12 protein-coding genes and 1 pseudogene are annotated in these 18,834 nt (G+C 35.4%); 7 read left to right on the top strand and 6 right to left on the bottom strand.

The features are described 5' to 3' along the window. Window positions 1-11 precede the first annotated feature (11 nt). Window positions 12-908 carry a YsnF/AvaK domain-containing protein gene (locus tag PGC35_RS04935; protein WP_375218385.1) on the bottom strand — a complete coding sequence of 299 codons (897 nt, stop codon included), beginning with the start codon at window positions 906-908 and terminating at the stop codon, window positions 12-14. Between the two features lie 275 nt (window positions 909-1,183). On the opposite strand from PGC35_RS04935, the gene PGC35_RS04930 reads away from it, so the two are divergent. From PGC35_RS04930 to PGC35_RS04920, 3 genes are all read left to right on the top strand, one after another. Then, window positions 1,184-1,810 (top strand): hypothetical protein, encoded by a 627-nt coding sequence (locus PGC35_RS04930; RefSeq protein WP_056828788.1) that lies wholly within the window; start codon window positions 1,184-1,186, stop codon window positions 1,808-1,810. 17 nt (window positions 1,811-1,827) lie between these two features. Continuing rightward, a complete protein-coding gene (locus PGC35_RS04925) occupies window positions 1,828-2,460 on the top strand; it encodes a hypothetical protein (protein WP_056828786.1) in 633 nt (210 codons plus the stop codon). Between the two features lie 244 nt (window positions 2,461-2,704). Then, entirely contained in the window at window positions 2,705-4,756 is a 2,052-nt protein-coding gene (locus PGC35_RS04920) for an ATP-binding protein (RefSeq protein ID WP_375218384.1), read from the top strand. A 597-nt stretch (window positions 4,757-5,353) separates the two neighbouring features. Here the strand turns inward: PGC35_RS04920 and PGC35_RS04915 are convergent. Further along, window positions 5,354-6,058, bottom strand: a complete 705-nt coding sequence (locus PGC35_RS04915) for a LuxR C-terminal-related transcriptional regulator (RefSeq protein WP_056828782.1) — start codon at window positions 6,056-6,058, stop codon at window positions 5,354-5,356. Between the two features lie 181 nt (window positions 6,059-6,239). Here PGC35_RS04915 and PGC35_RS04910 point away from each other — a divergent pair, with 181 nt between their 5' ends. Then, entirely contained in the window at window positions 6,240-9,401 is a 3,162-nt protein-coding gene (locus tag PGC35_RS04910; RefSeq protein WP_375218383.1) for a DEAD/DEAH box helicase, read from the top strand. A 220-nt stretch (window positions 9,402-9,621) separates the two neighbouring features. After that, window positions 9,622-12,771 (top strand): DEAD/DEAH box helicase, encoded by a 3,150-nt coding sequence (locus PGC35_RS04905; RefSeq protein ID WP_375218382.1) that lies wholly within the window; start codon window positions 9,622-9,624, stop codon window positions 12,769-12,771. A gap of 136 nt (window positions 12,772-12,907) precedes the next feature. Here the strand turns inward: PGC35_RS04905 and PGC35_RS04900 are convergent, their stop codons facing one another. Together PGC35_RS04900 and PGC35_RS04895 are read right to left on the bottom strand one after the other, a co-directional pair. Next, complete coding sequence (locus tag PGC35_RS04900) at window positions 12,908-13,228, bottom strand: hypothetical protein (protein ID WP_375218381.1); 321 nt, start codon at window positions 13,226-13,228, stop codon at window positions 12,908-12,910. Window positions 13,229-13,339: 111 nt separating this feature from the next. Then, window positions 13,340-13,750, bottom strand: coding sequence for a MarR family winged helix-turn-helix transcriptional regulator (locus tag PGC35_RS04895; protein ID WP_375218380.1), 411 nt, complete (start codon window positions 13,748-13,750; stop codon window positions 13,340-13,342). A 118-nt stretch (window positions 13,751-13,868) separates the two neighbouring features. On the opposite strand from PGC35_RS04895, the pseudogene PGC35_RS04890 reads away from it, so the two are divergent. Continuing rightward, window positions 13,869-14,430: pseudogene (locus PGC35_RS04890) on the top strand (NAD(P)H-dependent oxidoreductase). A gap of 156 nt (window positions 14,431-14,586) precedes the next feature. On the opposite strand, the gene PGC35_RS04885 reads toward PGC35_RS04890, so the two are convergent. Beyond that, complete coding sequence (locus PGC35_RS04885) at window positions 14,587-15,462, bottom strand: radical SAM/SPASM domain-containing protein (protein ID WP_056828776.1); 876 nt, start codon at window positions 15,460-15,462, stop codon at window positions 14,587-14,589. Window positions 15,463-15,704: 242 nt separating this feature from the next. Between PGC35_RS04885 and PGC35_RS04880 the strand changes: the two genes are divergently transcribed. Beyond that, a complete protein-coding gene (locus tag PGC35_RS04880) occupies window positions 15,705-17,054 on the top strand; it encodes a trypsin-like peptidase domain-containing protein (RefSeq protein WP_375218379.1) in 1,350 nt (449 codons plus the stop codon). Between the two features lie 351 nt (window positions 17,055-17,405). Here PGC35_RS04880 and PGC35_RS04875 read toward each other — a convergent pair whose 3' ends face one another. After that, the gene (locus tag PGC35_RS04875; protein WP_056828774.1) at window positions 17,406-18,224 is read right to left on the bottom strand and encodes a purine-nucleoside phosphorylase; all 819 of its coding nucleotides are present in this window, start codon (window positions 18,222-18,224) and stop codon (window positions 17,406-17,408) included. Window positions 18,225-18,834: the final 610 nt, after the last annotated feature.

Raw genomic sequence — 18,834 nt, 5'->3', positions numbered from 1 at the left:
GAATCTAATAATTAGAATCTATCACGTTTATTCAAGGGGTCGTTGTCCAATCGGTTTTCTTCCATTGGATCATTGTCTAGTGCTTTACTCTCAGTATAGCTTACTAAGGTAGGGTCAGATGTGTCGACAACATCATCTGTACGCTGGATATCTGCTTCTTCACGGCGAATGGACTCAGTTACAAGTTCCGTATCCTTTACTTTTTTCTTGCCTACGACTATTTCTTCACTTACTACAGGTCGTTTTGTCACTTCTACTCGTTCTTCCATGACAGGAATATGAATTTTTTCGCCATCATCCACTATATCCCCAGCTGCAGTCTCGTTAACAACCGCGCGTCTTTCGATATACACTTCTTCACGCTCTACTGGGACTTCAACCGTCTCTTGATCTTCCACAACATGTTTCTCGACGTTCACTTCACCTGCTTGTTGGCGTTCTTTCTCTACAGATAATCGTTCTTCATGAAGACGCATACGTTCTTCGCTAGTTTCGTTATCATTCAATGTGTTGGCTCCAGTGAAATTAGTGCCTGTATAAGTCGTTCCTAAATCAATATCCTTTTCATCATAAATAGTTCCATACTCTTTATCTACATAGAGAAGGATTCCGCCACTTTTCACTTCGCTGTAGTACCGCTCTGCCTCTTCATCTGTAAATCCCATATTGAGAAACGCTGCACGTACCGGCTCATCACCGCTTATGAAGGCCATGAATTTGTCTAGCCAGTTCCCATCCGCTGAAGTCAAATCGACGTCCGTTTGTCCGCGAACGATTGAAAGAGAATCTTTATCGTTTGTTACTACATAAATATCGTCTTCTACATAACCTTCTAGCTTCAATTCATTAATCTTATCCAGTACTGCCTGCTCTGTTCTAAAAGATCCAACATATTTTTTGTCTGCCATTATTAATCTCCTCCTAAAATGTGAAAAATTAATATCGTGCATGTTTAATAGATACCCACTCGTTTCTTAGCTAAACAAAAGTATCGTATTTTGTGCTGTTTTCTTATACAAATTATAAAAGAACAGAAATGCTTACCTGCCCATTAGAATGCGGGTTTGATATACGTTGAACATAATAATTTTATTCCATAAATTGGATGATAATTAATTTGATTATTTTGCTAAAATAATACAGGTGTACTATCAAAAATGTACAACAAAAGGAGGGTATTTTATTGAAAAACGCATTACTTTATGTTTCCTTATTACTAGTTATGCTACTAGTTGCATGTGGGGAAGAGGAAGCAACAGAAAAATCTTCAGCTCCTACAAATGCATCAGAAGAAGTTTCAAAAGACGTTGAAACATCAGAAGAAGCGGATAAAACTGAATCACCAGAATTCGGCAAACGTTCAAATCCAGTGCCAGTAGGAACAACCCAATCGGTTGATATCGCTATCTACGACAATGAATCCAATTCATTTGCAGGAAAAGCAGATATAACGATTACGGAAGTGAAACGTGGCCAGGAAGTACTTGATCTTGTATTAGCTCAAAACGAATACAATGAAACTCCTCCTGAAGGATACGAATATATTCTCTTAAATGTAAAAGCAACTTTAACAGAAGCAGAGACCGAAGATTATGCATGGTTAGCTGATGGATGGGATTTTAACTTTATTGGAGAGGATGGTTCTCCATACGAAATGGCTTCAGTAGTATATGAACCAGAATATCACGGAGAAGTTTATGTAGGCGGAACAGTAGAAGGGTTTGTTGTCAATCAAGTAAAAGTAAACGATCCTATTAAAGTAGTCTACGAGGATGGAAACTGGGATAATGTATTTTTCTCAACAAAATAATATAGGTAGGAGATAGAATGTTGAAAAAACTAATAGCATTTTTAATTGTACTAGTATTTATCGTATCTGCTTGTGGTACAAATGAAACAAGCAATGAAAAAGAAACAGAGAAAGAAACTGAAAATGGTAAAGTGGAGAAAGCAGAAAGCCAATCCGTTAATGTTGATAAAGGATTAATCAATGTGGAAGTTACATTACCAGCTACTTTTTTTGAAGATCAAGACATCAACGAAGTTATTGCAAGTGCTAAAGAAGAAGGTTTTGACGAAGCGACAGCCAATGAAGATGGGTCTGTAACGTATAAAATGTCTAAAGCTAAACATAAAGAAATGATGGAAGACATCAAAACGAGTATATTGGAAACTGTAGAAGAAACAAAAAACAGTGAAGACTATGTTTCTATTAAAGATATTACTCACAATGATACTTTCTCAGAATTCACTTTAGTTGTGGACAAAGCTGCTTACGAAAATAGTTTTGACGGATTTGCTGCTTTTGGTTTAGGAATGTCAGGAGCATACTATCAAATATTTAATGGAGTGAGTACGGAAGATTATAAAGTGCAAATCTCTATTAAAGATGAAGCTTCTGGTGAAGTATTCGATACAATTGTTTATCCTGATGCGTTGGAAGAGTTAGAAGCAGAATAAAAAACAATATTATAAAGAGAATGACAAAGAACCCCAATCATTATTTATTGATTGAGGTTCTTTGTTATATTGGAGGGAATTTAGGTTAAAAATAGTCTACTTTACAATATCTACTATTAAAATTACTCCTAACTATGTAAAATAAAAGAAAAAGAAGTCGAAAAAAATGGAACATAGCATGTAGATTTTAATTTATAAAATTTATCGTAAAAAGTTTATGTGCCTACGATTGGAGACTGGGTGAATGGATAGGGAACAGATGAGATATTCTAGACTTGCGAATATAACTAAAATATTAAATACAAAGCTAGAACTGTGTGAAGTATTACAGCGTGTAACAGCAGCGATATCTGAGGAGATTGTTCAATGTAGTTCTGTTGGTGTTTTTTTACCCCAAGAAGATGGAACATTCAAAGGATACGCTGGAAAACCAGATAACATGAATGGAGAAACGTTGGATACGCAGATAATTGACCCTGAAATCGACCTACTTGCCAAAGAAGTTATTGATACCAAAAAAACTATTTACATCCCTGACACCTCTAAAGATAAAAGGCCGTATCCTAGAGCAGTCGAAGCATTTAAAATTAAATCCATATTAGCTCTTCCTATCTTATTTGAGCAGGATTTATTTGGTCTTGTTTTTTTGTTTAATTATGGGACTCCAATGAACTTAACAGATTCAGAAATTCAAAGTGTGGAAGCATATGTTACTATGGCAGCGGTTGCAATGCGAAACGCAAATAATCTAACGCAAAAGGAAAACCTGATTGACCAAAAACAGTTGTTACTGAATGTTACACGTGATTTATCCATGTGTTCCTCCTTAGAGGAAAGTCTTGAAAAATGTTTTTTTTACATAGAAAAGATTTTACATAGCAAAAATATTGCTGCCCACTTCCTAGATCCGTTTGAAAAAACAACGATTAGATTAACAAAGTTAAGTATGAACTGTGATTGGACAGAAGTAGAATGGATGAAAAACCTTAATAATACAAGTAAGGACAAAAACTATACGGATATGATTCAAGAGGTTACTAAAACAAAAAAAATCATTCACTTACCTAGTTTTGATCTAAAAGGGCTTCTGATAATTCCTTTGGTTTCGATGGGTAAAGTATTAGGCGTAATAGCAGTTGTGCATTTGGGAGGGGAAGCTCCAAATTACGAGGATTCTCAAATTCAACTTGTACAATCTATAGTTGATGCTACAGCCCCTACATTTTCAAACCTATTGTATATGGACCAACTTGAAAGCATGGTAAAAGAGCGGACAAGAGAACTAGCTTCGGCAAATGAAATGGTTACGAGTGTCATTGAAAGTATTACGGATGGCTTCTTTACTTTAAATAAAGACTGGGAATTTACGTACATAAATGAACATCAATATTTACCACAAGGGAAAAAAGCTAATGACGTATTGGGTATTAATATGTGGGAAATTTTCATGGAAAATGTGGGAATGGATATTTACAGGGAGCTTCATCGTTCAATGTCACAGCGTATTACAGTAAATTTCGAGATGCTTTCACCGTATAACAATAATTGGTATGAAGTAGTTGCGTATCCATTTGACGACGGTATTTGCTGTCTATTAAAAGACATAACGGAAAAAAAGGAATATGAGAAGGAATTAAAAAGATTGTCCAATCTAGACTTAATTGGACAAATGGCAGCAGGTATTAGCCATGAGATTAGAAACCCAATGACGACGGTAAAAGGGTTCTTGCAATTAATAAAAAAAGAAGAAGATTTTGAGAAGCATAAAGATTATTTAAACATTATGATTGAAGAATTGGACCGTGCAAATTCAATCATTACTGAGTTTCTTTCAATGGGCAATACAAGAACATCCGATTTAAAGATGTTAGATTTAAATGAAGTTATCCATGATATTATCCCTTTAATAGAGGTTGATGCATCAAATCAAAATAAATTTGTTGAATTCCATACACAAGACATCCCAAAATTATTTTTAAATCGAAATGAGATACGGCAGTTACTAATAAACTTATATCGTAACGGCTTAGAAGCAATGTGTGCAGGGAAAGCTCTCTCTATTAGTACGTACAAGGAAGATGAAAACACAGTGGTACTTGCAGTGCAGGATCAAGGAGTAGGGATCCAGCCTGAAGTATTAGAGAAACTAGGCACGCCATTCTATACTACGAAAGATAATGGTACAGGCTTAGGACTAGGTATATGTTATGCCATTGCTGCTCGTCATAATGCAAATATTGAGATACAAACTGGATCTAAAGGTACTACTTTTATTGTTAAATTTAAAATACGATAAAAAAATAGTAAAGCTAGATTAATGAGACTGTAGACAACTTCGAATTTATTTTTATATAGGATAGATCAGGTTTTCCGAAGCTTACCGCTCGCTTTCCGTAGCGAGTGCAGAGCTTCTTACTCCAACACGATGTTGTTCACTTATTTCGGACCCGTTAATTTCCGTTCCAGGCGGACGCGTTCCGCCGGCATGGCTTCAGCCGCTTCCTTCGCGACGCTCAGTCCAGGGTCTTCAGCTCATGCGATTCCGGCTGGAGTCGCCGCCTTCCACTCCAATCAACTATTATCCGCTTATCAATTAGAAAATGATCATGCCATTAATAGAGCATGTTTTATCACTTAGTTTTATGGAAAATCGTTGAATAAAGGCGATACTCCTGCGGGAATACCGTTAGCCGAATACCCCGCAGTTGAGGGGAAGGCAATCAAGTTCGCCGCATCCTGCTCCTGCGCAAAGCTCGTCGCAAAAGGAACTTTTGAGGCAACGATTGCATGACCAACATCGTGTTGGCCTAGGAGGCTAAGGCAACGCTAGCTGAAAGAGACCTGTTGTCTACATCTGGATTAATATGTTTTACCTTTAAATTGAGTTCAGTAGTCAAACTAGAACCCAGTTATTCTTAATTGCGAGAACTACTGCTTGGGTACGATGTTCTGCTCCTAGTTTATTTAGAATATTTGATACATAGTTTTTTATAGAATTAACAGATAAAAACATATTTTTGCTTATAGTTTCGTTATTATGGCCGAATGCTAACTGCTGAAGTATTTCCCATTCTCTAGGTGTTAATAATTCAGGTGGTTGAAAAATAGGTTTAGGTGAAGATGCTTCCTCTAAATCACTCAACCTTCTCACATCGAGCATGATTTCGTGTATGATTTTTCCATCGATATAACTATGACCATTCTTTACGTTCGCTATTGCTTCTTTAATTTCATTTCTTCCATTCGTCTTAAACAAGTAACCTTTTACGCCTAGTCGAATCATTTCTTTTGCAAATTCTTTGTCCTCATCACTTGTCAGGATGATAATTGAAGCTTGTGGTCGCTTGGTTAATAGTTTTTTTACCGAATGGATTGTATCTTTTTTATTGTTATCTACTTCGGATATGATTACATCTGTTATATGTTCCTCGTAGATATTGAGCATCTCATCAGAAGATGTACCCTCAGAGACTATTTTTATATTTTCCGACTGCAATCGTTCTTTAATTTTGGTTCTGACCACCTCTCGATTATCAATAATCGCAACATTTATCATTTGAATTTCTCCTTTCACAAGAGTTTCAAAGGCATGTATCAATTGAATACCCCCTACTCCAACTCCCTAGACATAAAATAATAAATACTAGTATTGTTTATTCAAATCAAAACCCAAAAAAGAACATACGTTATCCATTATGATAAAATTGAATTAGATATTATAATGTAGACCGATATTGAGTTTAACCAAAAACGTAGACGATCGAGAAAGGATTAGAAAAATGAATTTTTCGATGAATGAAAAGAAAATCAAAAGATTATGTGGAGAAACTGCTTTTAAAAAGGGTAAAGCATACTTTCAGGCGGGAAAAGTAAAGCTTCAACCCTTTCAAGCGGATAGTTCAGAAATCAAAGCCACTGTAAAAGCGGGTGAAGATTTCAATATCACGGTGAAAGCAGATGCAGATGGGGATATAGTAGCGAATTGTACATGCCCGCCAATAGGCTTTTTAAAAACATATTGTCAACATATCGCAGCGACATTAATAGCAATCGAAGAAAAGAAACAATCGAATGATTATTTGGGTAAGAAGATGTTGAATTTATTTGGAAATAAATCTTTGCCCCCGACTGGCAAGCAACTCCATTTTGATAATAGAGAGACACTTCACGTTGAGTTTATATGCCGACCGATCTTTCTGGGAGACGGAGAGTATGTGTTTGGGATACAAATGAAAATTGGTTCAGAATCGTTATATTATAGCGTAAATGTAACGGAATTTCTTGAAAAAATGGGAAGAAGAGAACCATTTGAATATGCCTCAGGCTTGATTTATGATTACCAATTCTTCAGCTTCCCAAAAGAAACCGATGAAGTCCTTCAATTTTTAATAAAAAGCCAGCGCTTGAATAGTAATGCTAGCTTACAAGAAGACCTGTTAGTTATTTCTCCAACAGACTGGGAGCAGCTTTTACCTTTATTCATAAATGCACCTAATGTAAGGTTTTTGCAAGATGGAGTCTTTTATGAAGGGGTTCAGTTTGGGCGAGAGCTACCTTTAAGTTTTAAATTTGATGAAGGAAATATGACTGACTATCAACTGAATGTGATAGGACTTGAGCGAGTAACTGTGTTAAGGGACTATGGATACGCTTTTTCAGAAGGTAAATTATACAAGCTTGCATCAGAAGAGTGTAATCGTCTTGCAGAGTTAAAAGAAATGTTGGAACAATCCGCTAAGAACCAACTCCTTATCGCAAAGAACCAAATTGATACTTTTATGGAGACAGTCATACCGGGGTTGATGAAGCTTGGACAAGTGCAAATAAGTGAATCAGTTTCGAAAAGAATGGGGGAAACTCCACTTAAGGTTAAGTTGTTTCTGGACCGAGTAAAGCACAGACTACTCGCTGGATTGGAATTCCATTATGGTGATTTCTTTATTAATCCATGTGAAGAAACGGAAGAAACATTTACCCATTTCCCTGGAATCAGACGTCAACGTAATAATGAGCAGCAAATTATCCAACTACTCCTAGAAAATTCATTTACACAAACGTCAGGTGGATTCTACTTGTACGATGAGGAAGCAGAGTATCACTTTTTGTATCATGTTCTTGCTCGTATGGAAAAATGGGTTCAAATTTATGCTTCGACAGCTGTAAAATTGCGAGTGCAAAAAGCATATACAGGACCAAAGATAAAGGTGGAAGTAAAGGAACGAACGGATTGGTTGGAGTTCAAGTTTGACCTCAAGGAAATTTCAGAAAAAGAAATCCAGCATTTGATGGCTTCTATAGAAGAAAAAAGTAAATATTACAGAATTCCAAACGGTAACTTGGTATCGTTAGAAACACCTGAATTTCTGGCGCTATCCAGTTTCATCCATGATATGGAGATATCTATTGATAATATTCAAGATGAAATTCGTGTTCCATTAATTCAAGGGATGCAATTGGTCGATTCTTTGGAACAAGGCGATCTAGTAGATCCTGGTGAAAAATTTGCCAAACTAATGAAAAATTTAAACAATCCCGAAGACTTAGATGCAATAATACCTATAGCATTAACATCCATACTTCGAGATTATCAAAAAGTAGGTTTCAAATGGCTCAAGCTGTTAGCTAAATATAAATTCGGTGGAATTTTAGCAGATGATATGGGGCTTGGAAAAACATTACAAAGTATAACTTATATTGAATCAGTTCTCCCAGAAGTGCGCTCGCGAAAATTATCAGTATTAGTAATTTCTCCTGCTTCGCTCGTTTATAATTGGAAGAATGAATTAGAAAAATTTACTCCTCATATAAATGCGCAAATTATTGATGGAAACAGAGAAGAAAGAAGTACATTATGGAAAGAATCTCTAGAAGCAGATGTAATAATCACTTCTTATCCTCTATTACGAATGGATACAGAACTCTATAAAAACCGAACTTTTCATACTCTCTTTTTGGACGAAGCTCAAGCATTTAAAAATCCGGTGACCAAGACAGCTAAAGCGGTGAAAATGATACAAGCTGATTACCGATTTGCACTGACTGGAACCCCAATAGAGAACTCATTAGAAGAGCTTTGGTCTATATTCAACGTTGTTTTTCCAGGTCTGTTGCCAAGCAGAAGAGTCTATAGTGAATTAAGCAGAGAAGATATAGCGAAACGGGTACGTCCATTTATTCTACGTCGTATGAAAAAGGATGTTTTGAAAGAACTACCGAAAAAAGTAGAGACCATTCTATACTCGGAGTTGCAAATAGAGCAAAAAAAATTATATGCCACTTATTTAGCAGAACTAAAACACGATGCTTTGAAACATTTGAAAAAAGGGACTTTCCAGAAGAACCGTGTTAAATTTTTAGCTGGATTAACGAGACTTCGACAGCTATGCTGTCATCCAGGTTTGTTTGTGGAGGGCTATAACGGAAGCTCAGCAAAATTTGAGCAGCTGATGGAAATCTTGGAAGAATGCCGAATGTCAGGTAGACGAGTACTCGTCTTTTCACAGTTCACCCAAATGCTAGGCATTGTCAGAAGACAACTGATTCGACAAGGCACGCCTTATTTTTACTTAGATGGCCAAACCCCACCTGCTGATCGTGTGGAATTAGCCAATCGATTTAATGAAGGCGAAGGCAATCTATTCCTTATCTCATTAAAAGCGGGCGGCACCGGCTTGAACTTAACTGGAGCCGACACAGTCATCTTGTACGATCTCTGGTGGAATCCAGCAGTCGAGCAACAAGCAGCCGACCGCGCCCACCGAATGGGACAAAAAAACGAAGTAAACATCATCCGCCTTGTAGCAAAAGGCACTATTGAAGAGAAAATTAATCAACTCCAACAGAAAAAGATGAGTCTTATTGATGAAGTTATACATTCAGGGCAGGATGTACTGGGTAGTATGAGTGATGAGGATATTCGGGAGATATTGATGATCGAGTGATAGTAAGAAACTAGAAAAATTTCATGATTATAACCATAAAATGAGAAAAAGAAGCATTTACATTAATGTGAATAGCTTCTTTTATTATTGGAAAAATTTGCATTTATTTGATTCGAGAACTAAGATATTATTAAAATACTGGAAATGTATGGTGGTCAAATAGAGAATATTTTTTGGACAATAGAACTTTTATTTTCTATTTATATAAGGAGTGATTGTTTTGAAAGAAGGAATATATGATCAATTAATTAATAAAAATATTAACTCAGAATTAAAGAAAATTACTTCTGATTTATATGCAGTAGAAACGGAAAAGTTAGATGTAGAAGAAGCAAAAACATATCTTGCTTCATATATTTCAGAAGTAACAAAGAAGGCACTTTCATTTATTAGAGAAGAAGCAAATGTGGAAGACGATGAGGCACTTTTACTTCAAATTCGTACATGTAATGAAATTATCCAAATGCTTAGTGTTAAACTTCAAGATCAAGAGATTGCTTCGTTAAAACTTGAAGAACAGGGAGAAGTGCTTACTTCTGTCTATAAAAAGCTTAATACTGTTCGAGCTCTTCGCATTGAAAAGCCTATTAGACCTATTACTTCGATTTCACAAAGTTCTCTTTTTACGGGTTCCCATTATGAGCCTAATATGTTAGAAGAGTTAAAAAAAGAAATTGCATCAGCAGATGAAATCGAGTGGCTAGTTTCTTTTATTAAATGGTCAGGTCTTCGAATTATATTAAATGAACTTCGTGAATTTACAGAAGAACGAGGTGGCAAACTTCGTATCATCACAACCTCATATATGGAAGCAACTGATTATAAAGCACTTGAAGAATTGAGTAAATTACCAAACACAGAAATAAGAGTGTCTTTAGATAAAAAGCGAACCCGACTCCATGCTAAAGCATATTTATTTAAGCGAAATACGGGATTTAGTACTGCTTATATTGGTTCTTCAAATTTATCTAACCCAGCTTTAACTTCTGGTTTAGAATGGAACCTAAAAGTGACTGAAAAAGATTCTTTCGATATTCTTCGGAAATTTAAAGCTACTTTTGAAAGTTATTGGAATGATGAGGAATTTAAATCGCTCTTAGCTGAAGAACGTGAGAATTGGGGGATGTTACTTCATTCATTAACTAAGGAAGCTGTAGCTGAAGAAAATGAATCTTATTTCTTCGACATTCAACCATACCATTATCAAAGAGAGATTTTAGATGAGCTAGAAGTTGAGCGAGTCGCACATGGTCATATGAAAAATCTTGTAGTGGCTGCAACAGGGGTAGGGAAAACTGTTATCTCCGCCTTTGATTTTAAGAGGTTTTTACGTAATAAACCAAACTCAAAATTATTATTTATTGCTCATCGAGAAGAAATTTTACGTCAAAGTATGATGACGTTTCGAACAATTTTGAAAGATACTAACTTTGGTGAGATGTTTGTCGGAAAATATGAACCTAAATCATTTGATCAATTGTTTATGAGTATTCAAAGTTGGAATAGCAAAAAAATGATAGAGAATACAACGAGCGATTTTTATGATTTTATTATTGTGGATGAATTTCATCATGCTACTGCTCCTTCTTATCGTGCTTTATTAGAGTTCTATAACCCAACTATATTACTCGGCTTAACAGCTACACCTGAACGAATGGACAATGAGAACGTGTTGGGCTATTTTGACGATCGTATTGCCTCTGAAATGAGATTGACGGAGGCAATAGATAGAAAACTACTGAGCCCATTCCATTATTTCTGCGTAACGGACAATGTGGATCTAACAGGTATTAAATGGTCTAGAAAAGGCTATGACATTGGAGAGTTAACAAACGTCTATACAGCAAATCATCTACGTAGTAATCTCGTTATTCAAAGTATAAAAAGATATGTTACTTCTCTTAATGATGTAAAAGGATTAGGTTTCTGCGTATCGGTTGAGCATGCACTTTATATGGCATCTTATTTTAATCAAAAAAATATTTCTTCGATTGCACTACATGGGAAGTCATCCCCAGAAGATAGACAAACTGCTCAAAGAAAATTAGTAAATGGAGAAGTGAAGTTTATTTTCGTTGTAGATTTATACAATGAAGGAATCGATATTCCTGAAGTTAATACTGTTTTATTCCTTAGACCAACAGAAAGCTTAACAGTCTTTTTACAACAACTCGGACGTGGGTTACGTCTTGCAGATGGAAAAGAGTGTTTAACCGTATTAGATTTTATTGGACAATCTCATAAAGATTACCCATTCGAAGAAAAATTTCGCGCTCTTGTCGGAAGATCTAAACATTCAATTCAACATTTCGTAGAGAATGGTTTTTTCCACTTACCTAAAGGCTCTGTTATTCAGATGGAGAAACAGGCAAAGGAATATATATTGAGAAATATTAAAGCAGCGAAGATTAATAAGCAAAATATCATAGCTAAAATGAAACACTTTGAAGCAGACTCTGGACAGCCACTAACGTTACACAACTTTTTACATTTTCATCATTTAGCATTAGCAGATGTATACGGTACAAGTCGGAATCGCACATTTGAGAGAATGAAAGTGGAAGCAGGGCTAATGGAAGATTTCACTGCGGAGTATGAAGATCTTGTCACGAAAAGAATACAAACATTGTTTTATCTAGATTCCTTAGAATTATTGGAATTTTACCGTGATTACTTAGAAAGTGGAATGATAGAAACAGAAGAGCGACAACGAATGGTCGCAATGCTTTATTATTCATTCTTTAGTGGACCACCGAAGAATTTTGGATTTGGGACTATGCACGAAGGAATACAGGCGATTATTGCGAGTGATCAACTCAAGAATGAAATTCAACATGTCTTAGAAGTGTGTTTTGAAAACTTACGATTACTTGAGAAAAAATCACCATTTAATTATGTTTCACCCCTTAGAGTGCATGCACACTATACAACGGATCAAGTTCTTGCTGCATTCGGTTATTTTAACGAGGAACGAAATCCGGCATTTCGCGAGGGTGTGAAATATTTTGCAGAGGAGAAAACTGATATCTTTTTTATTACATTAAACAAGTCTGATAAGGATTTTTCGCCTTCTACTCTTTATGAGGACTATGCTATCAATGATCAATTATTCCATTGGCAATCGCAAAGTAGAACTTCTGTTACAAGTCCAACTGCAACTCGCTATATTGGCCATCGAGATATTGGTAATAAAATTGCTCTTTTTGTTCGAGAGTATAAAGTGGAGTCAGGCTATACTTCACCATTCATCTTCTTGGGAACAGCAGATTATGTAAGTCATTCAGGAAGTAATCCAGTAAGTTTTATTTGGAAGCTTCATGAACCAATGCCAGCGTATCTAGTATCACGTGCCAATAAGAATGTTTTATAGGCTAAGTATGAAAATCTTTAACTAAATCTCTATCATAGAAAAGTTTAGAAATCAACTAGTAAAGAGAATACAAATTTAATATCGACCCTTCCATACCAAATGGAGGGGTTATTTGTGCATGCAAGTTAATTATCGTTCATTGTAAGCTCTGTTTTTGTAAACTTAGAGCCTTCATTTTAATTTCATTAGTAATTGCCTTATGAGAGGAATTAATAACTTCTTGAAGAGCTTCCTTTTCCCAACCATTTTGAAAAATTTGAGTTGCAGCTGAGATTCGAGCAAGTTGACCTGATACTTTGGTAGCTTTAGGATTAGTTTTAAGTAACTTATTTGCTAACCGCATTTTTTCATCGGTATTTATATTTTTATTATTTTGAACCAAGTTTTGATAATCTTCATAATACTCAACAAAGTTGGTTTTTCCAATTGTTCTAAGTAGTCTATCTAAGTTACTCATATTCTGCCTCCTTAACATGATAAGATTGGTCTATTATTTAGATTAAACATTTTTTTCTACTCAAGAATTACTTCAAATTTTATATAGATAACTTTAATAGTATAATTTTTCTTATAGTAAATCAATTGCGCATTCGATATCCTCTAAATCTTTTTTCGAGGCATTTTGTATTCGATTTTGGAATCTAGATTCTATAGTTACAAAGGCTTCTTTCATCATTTTTTCCCCATTATTGGAAAGACGAATATATTGTTTTCTTCGGTCCTCGGTATCAATAATCTTTTCTATTAAATTTTTTTCACTTAATTTTCTAAGTTCACGGCTTGTGTTTGGCATAGACATATACTGACAATCGCTAATCTCACTAGGAGTTACAGGCTGACTAACAGCTATATATTCAAGAATATTGTATTGAACAGGAGTAATCGAATCTGATTTGGAGTCTTTTGATAATTCATGTGTCACACGATGCACGGAAGTGGTAAATGACATGAGTTTATAAAAAAGAGAATTTATGTCCATAACTCTCACCTCTTACTGACAAGATATCAAAAATGTTGTCATAAAACAATTATCATTTGATAACTAAAAAGAAAGTGGTATTATTTACTTATCAAATGATAAGTAAAAGGGGTGCGTTATGAGAACGCTAGTTGTTTACACATATCCTAATCATGAAAGTTTGAATTATGCTTTTTTACAAAAAGTTGTCAAAGGAATTAATGAAAATCCTCTTATACAGGAATTGCAGGTATTGGATTTATATGAAGAAGGCTTTAATCCACTCCTAGTGTTTAATAAGCAAAAACGAAGACGTGATATGCATACTGATTCTCGCCTAGAACAATATAGAAATCAATTAACGTGGGCTGATAAAATAGTTTTTATCTATCCTATATGGTGGGGAAGACCTCCAGCAATGCTTTTAGGATACATTGATCAATTATTTGCCTCAAATTTTTGCTTATAAGGATAAGAAAGGACTTTTCCCAGATGGACTTTTAAAAGGAAAGTCTGTTGTTTGTGTTTCCACTATGATGGGACCTACACATTATCCATTCCTCTGGTTGAATAATGCACACAAAATTCTGATGAAGAGAGCCTTATTTAATTATGGGAATCAAGAAAGTGAAGTTTTTTGAGTTTGGAAATATGGATAGTCCAAAGAGGAACCAAACAAAAAGTTAGAAAAAATTTATTAGTATTTCAAAAGAATAGATCATTAACCGGTTTACTTTGTAGATTCGTAATTATATGGGTTACACAAATCAAAAGATGTTGTTTAAATGAATATAGCCCTGCAATCGATTTATTTCGACTGTAGGGCTACTTTTTTTTGAATGTTATTTAAGAAACCATTAAACCCCAAATCTCTGTCTATATCCACACTTCCTGCACATTTCTTCAACAGCTTCTCTTCTCGTAAATCCATCATAGAGGGCATTTGCTCGATCACTTTCGATAATTTCTGAGAAGGGAGTTTTATTGATATTGCCTAGATTGATGACACCTTCTCCGTCCAGGCAGCAAGGGACAACGGTTCCATCAACAAGAATGGCTGCTTGACTGCGGAGAGCATGGCAGAATCCTTTTCCATCATCTTCTGGTGCTTGTAAGCTAGGCCATTGAAATTCATGGTCTTGGTTTAGATAAACGTTCTGAGAAATTTTAATACCTTTTCCTGGCTGTACTTTTTCTTCGATTTTGTAATCTAGGTTGTACTCATTTTCTAAGATTTCTAATGTTTCTCGGTTTCTTCGTTGTGCCAAATCCGAAGTTGCTTCTTTTTGTAAATTCCATAATCGATAGGAAATGATTGTATTATGCTCCTTGGCATCACGCACGAATTCCAGAATATCTCCTAAGTATTTTTCTCGATTTTCTGATCCTTCATGGCCATCAAAGCTATGTAGGGAGAAGTTGATTTGGCGTAATGCAGGTTTGCCTAGTAGTTTTTCACGATTCTTTTTAATAAGCGTCCCGTTTGTCGTAATGTTTACTTTAAATCCTTTTGCATGTGCAGCATCGAGCAATTGGTCGATTCTCGCATGCAGTAGGGGTTCCCCTTTGACATGAAGATAAATATATTTCGTATGGTCTTTAATCTGATCTAGTATGTTGTTAAATGCATCAAGTTTAATAATATTTGCCTTTCGACTTGTTGGAGGACAGAAGCTACAAGCCAGATTACATACGCTTGTAATTTCAATATACATTTTCTTAAATGTTTTCAATGTTTGTTCACCATTCCAGTTCTAATATATTCACATAACTACATTCATTCTAACAGAAAATATATATTCCTTAAGTAGTTTTTGAAAGCACGTAGGGAATCTATAAAACACAAGATATTAAGAATTATAAATTTAACAGAGAATGGATATTTCCCTCTTTATCTAGTATAATTTATTCAGTAAATATAGAGTATATTTAGATGCTTTTTAATAGGTATAAGGATTTATATGGGGGTAAAATCGTGTATTGTTCAAAGTGTGGTGTAAAAAATGAAGAGGGTGCAAAATTTTGTACCGGTTGTGGAACTAGTCTAACTCCACAAAAGAATGGGTCAAAAGGTTTTCTAATTTTAGGGATTATACTTTGTTTTATTATATTAGGTGGGGTTGGGTATGGTTTTAAAGAGCTACTCTTTTCAAAGAATGAAGCTCAAACTGTTTTAGATGAAGTCAAATCGACTGTAGAAGAAACTCGCTCAACACTTACAGAAAAAGCAAAAGTAGTAGCGGAAGGTAAAGTACCTAAAGTTGAAGCGAAAGACAAGACGCAAGTCATACAAGAAACGATGCCGAAAGTATTTACAATCCTGACCCAGGAAGGTCAAGGTTCCGGATTCCTGTATGGGCAAGGCGGATACATTGTCACAAATGCACATGTGGTAGCGGGATATACAGACGTTATTGTTCGAAACTCGGTTGGGAAAGAATCAAATGCGAAAGTAATCGGCATATCAGATCGTTCAGACGTTGCTCTTCTTCTTTCGGAAGATTATGTACAAGTAAAACCGCTCCTTACGGAAAATGAGGACTCGATTATTGGTACAGAGGTAATTGCTCTTGGAAGCCCTCAAGGTTTTGAAAACTCTGCATCTATCGGCTACTTGACTGGCATTAATCGAGATATGGAACTAGGGTTTATTTATGAACATTTATACCAGATTGATGCACAGATTGATCAAGGTAGTAGTGGTGGTCCATTAATTGATGCGAAGACTGGAAAAGTGATCGGTATCAATTCACTTATTTATACGGAAAATAATTTATTTGGTTTTTCAATTCCTATGAATAGTGTAACGAATTTAGTAGATAACTGGATTGCAAATCCTATGAGCGCCAAGCAAGTTGCTTCTCTATTTGATGTTTACGAAGATTATACATATAGTGATGAAGGTTCTGCAGAAGATAATACTGTTGAAGAAGATTACACAGAAGAAAACTGGAACAATTATTCATTTGAAGAAGAATCACTATCTAATTTTATTATTACGTATAGAGAGTATTATGAGATGGCGTTGGACGCTGAGGATTTTTATTGGATTCAAGACTTGATCCAGCCTGGCAGCACTGCTTACACAGATCTAGAGGAGTATATAAAAGAAATCGCTGGGCAAGGCATGACTTTTGACTTTACATCAAATATTGTCACTGGAGTGGAAATTTTCGAAGACTATGCACTAGTTTCAACAAACGAAGAATTTGATTTTATAAACGCTGCAGGTGAATACAAGTATTATAATCGTGATAAAGTATACACGGTGATAATCGATAGTGAAGGTTATTATCAGATCACGGATATTGAAATATTTGACTAAAGCAGTTAGAAAGATGTATTTCCAATCCATTCTATTGTTTTTACGTGTAAGTAACCTGAAAATAGCGAAAGAGTAGCCGAAATTGCATCTTCGGCTACTTTCTCAATTCATAGAAAGTGATTTATTCTTTCATTCCCCTAATCTAAAACATCAAGTACGATAAGGTTGTAGGAGAGCGACGGACAAACATCAGCCACAGGATTACCGAAAAGAAAAGAGCCGATGGAAGTAACAAAGTCACTTCCATCGGCTTTCGTTCTCTCGGCAAAGGTGTAGTAAATGTGTAGTCCAAAGCAACCCGGAAACCAAAACGGACTTAGGGTCCCCAAACTCCGTGGATAACCATCTCCATTAAATCTCTTCTAAAACACCTTTAACTAATTCAACAAATTTAACTTTTACCTTACCTGCGACCTCAATTACCTCATCGTGGTTTAATGGCTGATCTAATATCCCACATGCCATATTCGTTAGGCAAGAAATGCCGAGTACCTTCATACCTCCGTGTGTTGCTACAATAGCTTCAGGTACAGTAGACATACCAGCAGCATCGGCCCCTAATGTGCGGAACATACGGATTTCTGCAGGAGTTTCATAAGTAGGACCGCTCCACCAAGCATAAACTCCTTCTTGTAACGTAATGTCTAACTTGTTCGCTACATTAGTTGCAATAGTACGTAGCTCCATGTTATAAACTTTCGATAAATCAGGGAAACGAGTTCCCAATTCATCATTATTTGGTCCGATTAATGGATTTGTTCCAACTAAATTAAGGTGGTCGGTAATTAACATCAAATCTCCAGGGTTAAAGTTTGTATTAACAGCACCGCAAGCGTTTGTAATAATGATATTCTCTATACCTAACGCCTTCATTACACGTACTGGGAATGTTACTTCATCCAAAGTGTAGCCTTCATAATAATGAAAACGACCTTTCATTGCTGCTACTATTTTTCCGTTTAGTTCTCCAATAACAAGTTCGTTCGCATGCCCAATTGCTTCCGATTTTGCGAAGTGTGGAATCGTACTATAAGGGATTACGACTGAGTTTTTAATCTCATCGGCTAGCGTCCCTAAACCAGAGCCGAGTATCAATCCGATTACAGGCCGATTGTCCGTCTTACTTATAATAAAATCTCTAGCTTCTAAAATATCTTGAATGTTGTGCATAATAATTCCTCCTTGAAACGATACGCTAAGTATACACCTGCTATAAAAATTAAAGCATGTTGTCGATAAAAGTCTAATGGACTTAAGGAGCGTTGTAAAGAAAGCTTAACAAATATACCGATTCCAAACAGATTATGTTCAATTATTTAATAATGTGGAAAAAATATGTAGGAAATTAAATTCGCAATTGCCGCAACAAGAGTTTAGTAGAAAAGAAAATAAGTAGAAACTTCTACCTGATAGAAGTAGAAATCTCTACTTTTCTATGTTTCCAAGTTTCAATCTTAATATAAAATCTCTCCTAAGCGATAATCGTTTGTAATAACAAAGTCAATAACTCATCTAAAGTTTCTGGTAATTGTTCTGGTAAACCTATTGGACTCTTCATTTCTATTCCTCCTTTGAATCTTGTAATCTATTAACAATATAGTCAGTCTAATCGGAATTTATACATACATTTAGAAGATAATTTTAAATAAATTGATAATCTCTTAAAAAAGAGATAATTGGTTGAAACTCAAATCTTATACCTACATGTCTTCTATAGATTCTCATCTTGTAATCTTTAAATATCTATTTGACGATTACGAAAGCATTCTATATTATAGAT

The sequence above is a fragment of the Psychrobacillus sp. PGGUH221 genome (assembly GCF_042055255.1).
Taxonomy (GTDB): Bacteria; Bacillota; Bacilli; order Bacillales_A; family Planococcaceae; genus Psychrobacillus.
Note: the sequence above shows the minus strand (reverse complement) of the source record. Positions and strands in the feature narration are given on the sequence as shown.

Coding starts and splice junctions, on each gene's coding strand:
- PGC35_RS04935 (WP_375218385.1), bottom strand. CDS start 908: ATGGCAGACAAAAAATATGTTGGATCTTTTAGAACAGAGCAGGCAGTA.
- PGC35_RS04925 (WP_056828786.1), top strand. CDS start 1,828: ATGTTGAAAAAACTAATAGCATTTTTAATTGTACTAGTATTTATCGTA.
- PGC35_RS04920 (WP_375218384.1), top strand. CDS start 2,705: ATGGATAGGGAACAGATGAGATATTCTAGACTTGCGAATATAACTAAA.
- PGC35_RS04910 (WP_375218383.1), top strand. CDS start 6,240: ATGAATTTTTCGATGAATGAAAAGAAAATCAAAAGATTATGTGGAGAA.
- PGC35_RS04900 (WP_375218381.1), bottom strand. CDS start 13,228: ATGAGTAACTTAGATAGACTACTTAGAACAATTGGAAAAACCAACTTT.
- PGC35_RS04895 (WP_375218380.1), bottom strand. CDS start 13,750: ATGGACATAAATTCTCTTTTTTATAAACTCATGTCATTTACCACTTCC.
- PGC35_RS04875 (WP_056828774.1), bottom strand. CDS start 18,224: ATGCACAACATTCAAGATATTTTAGAAGCTAGAGATTTTATTATAAGT.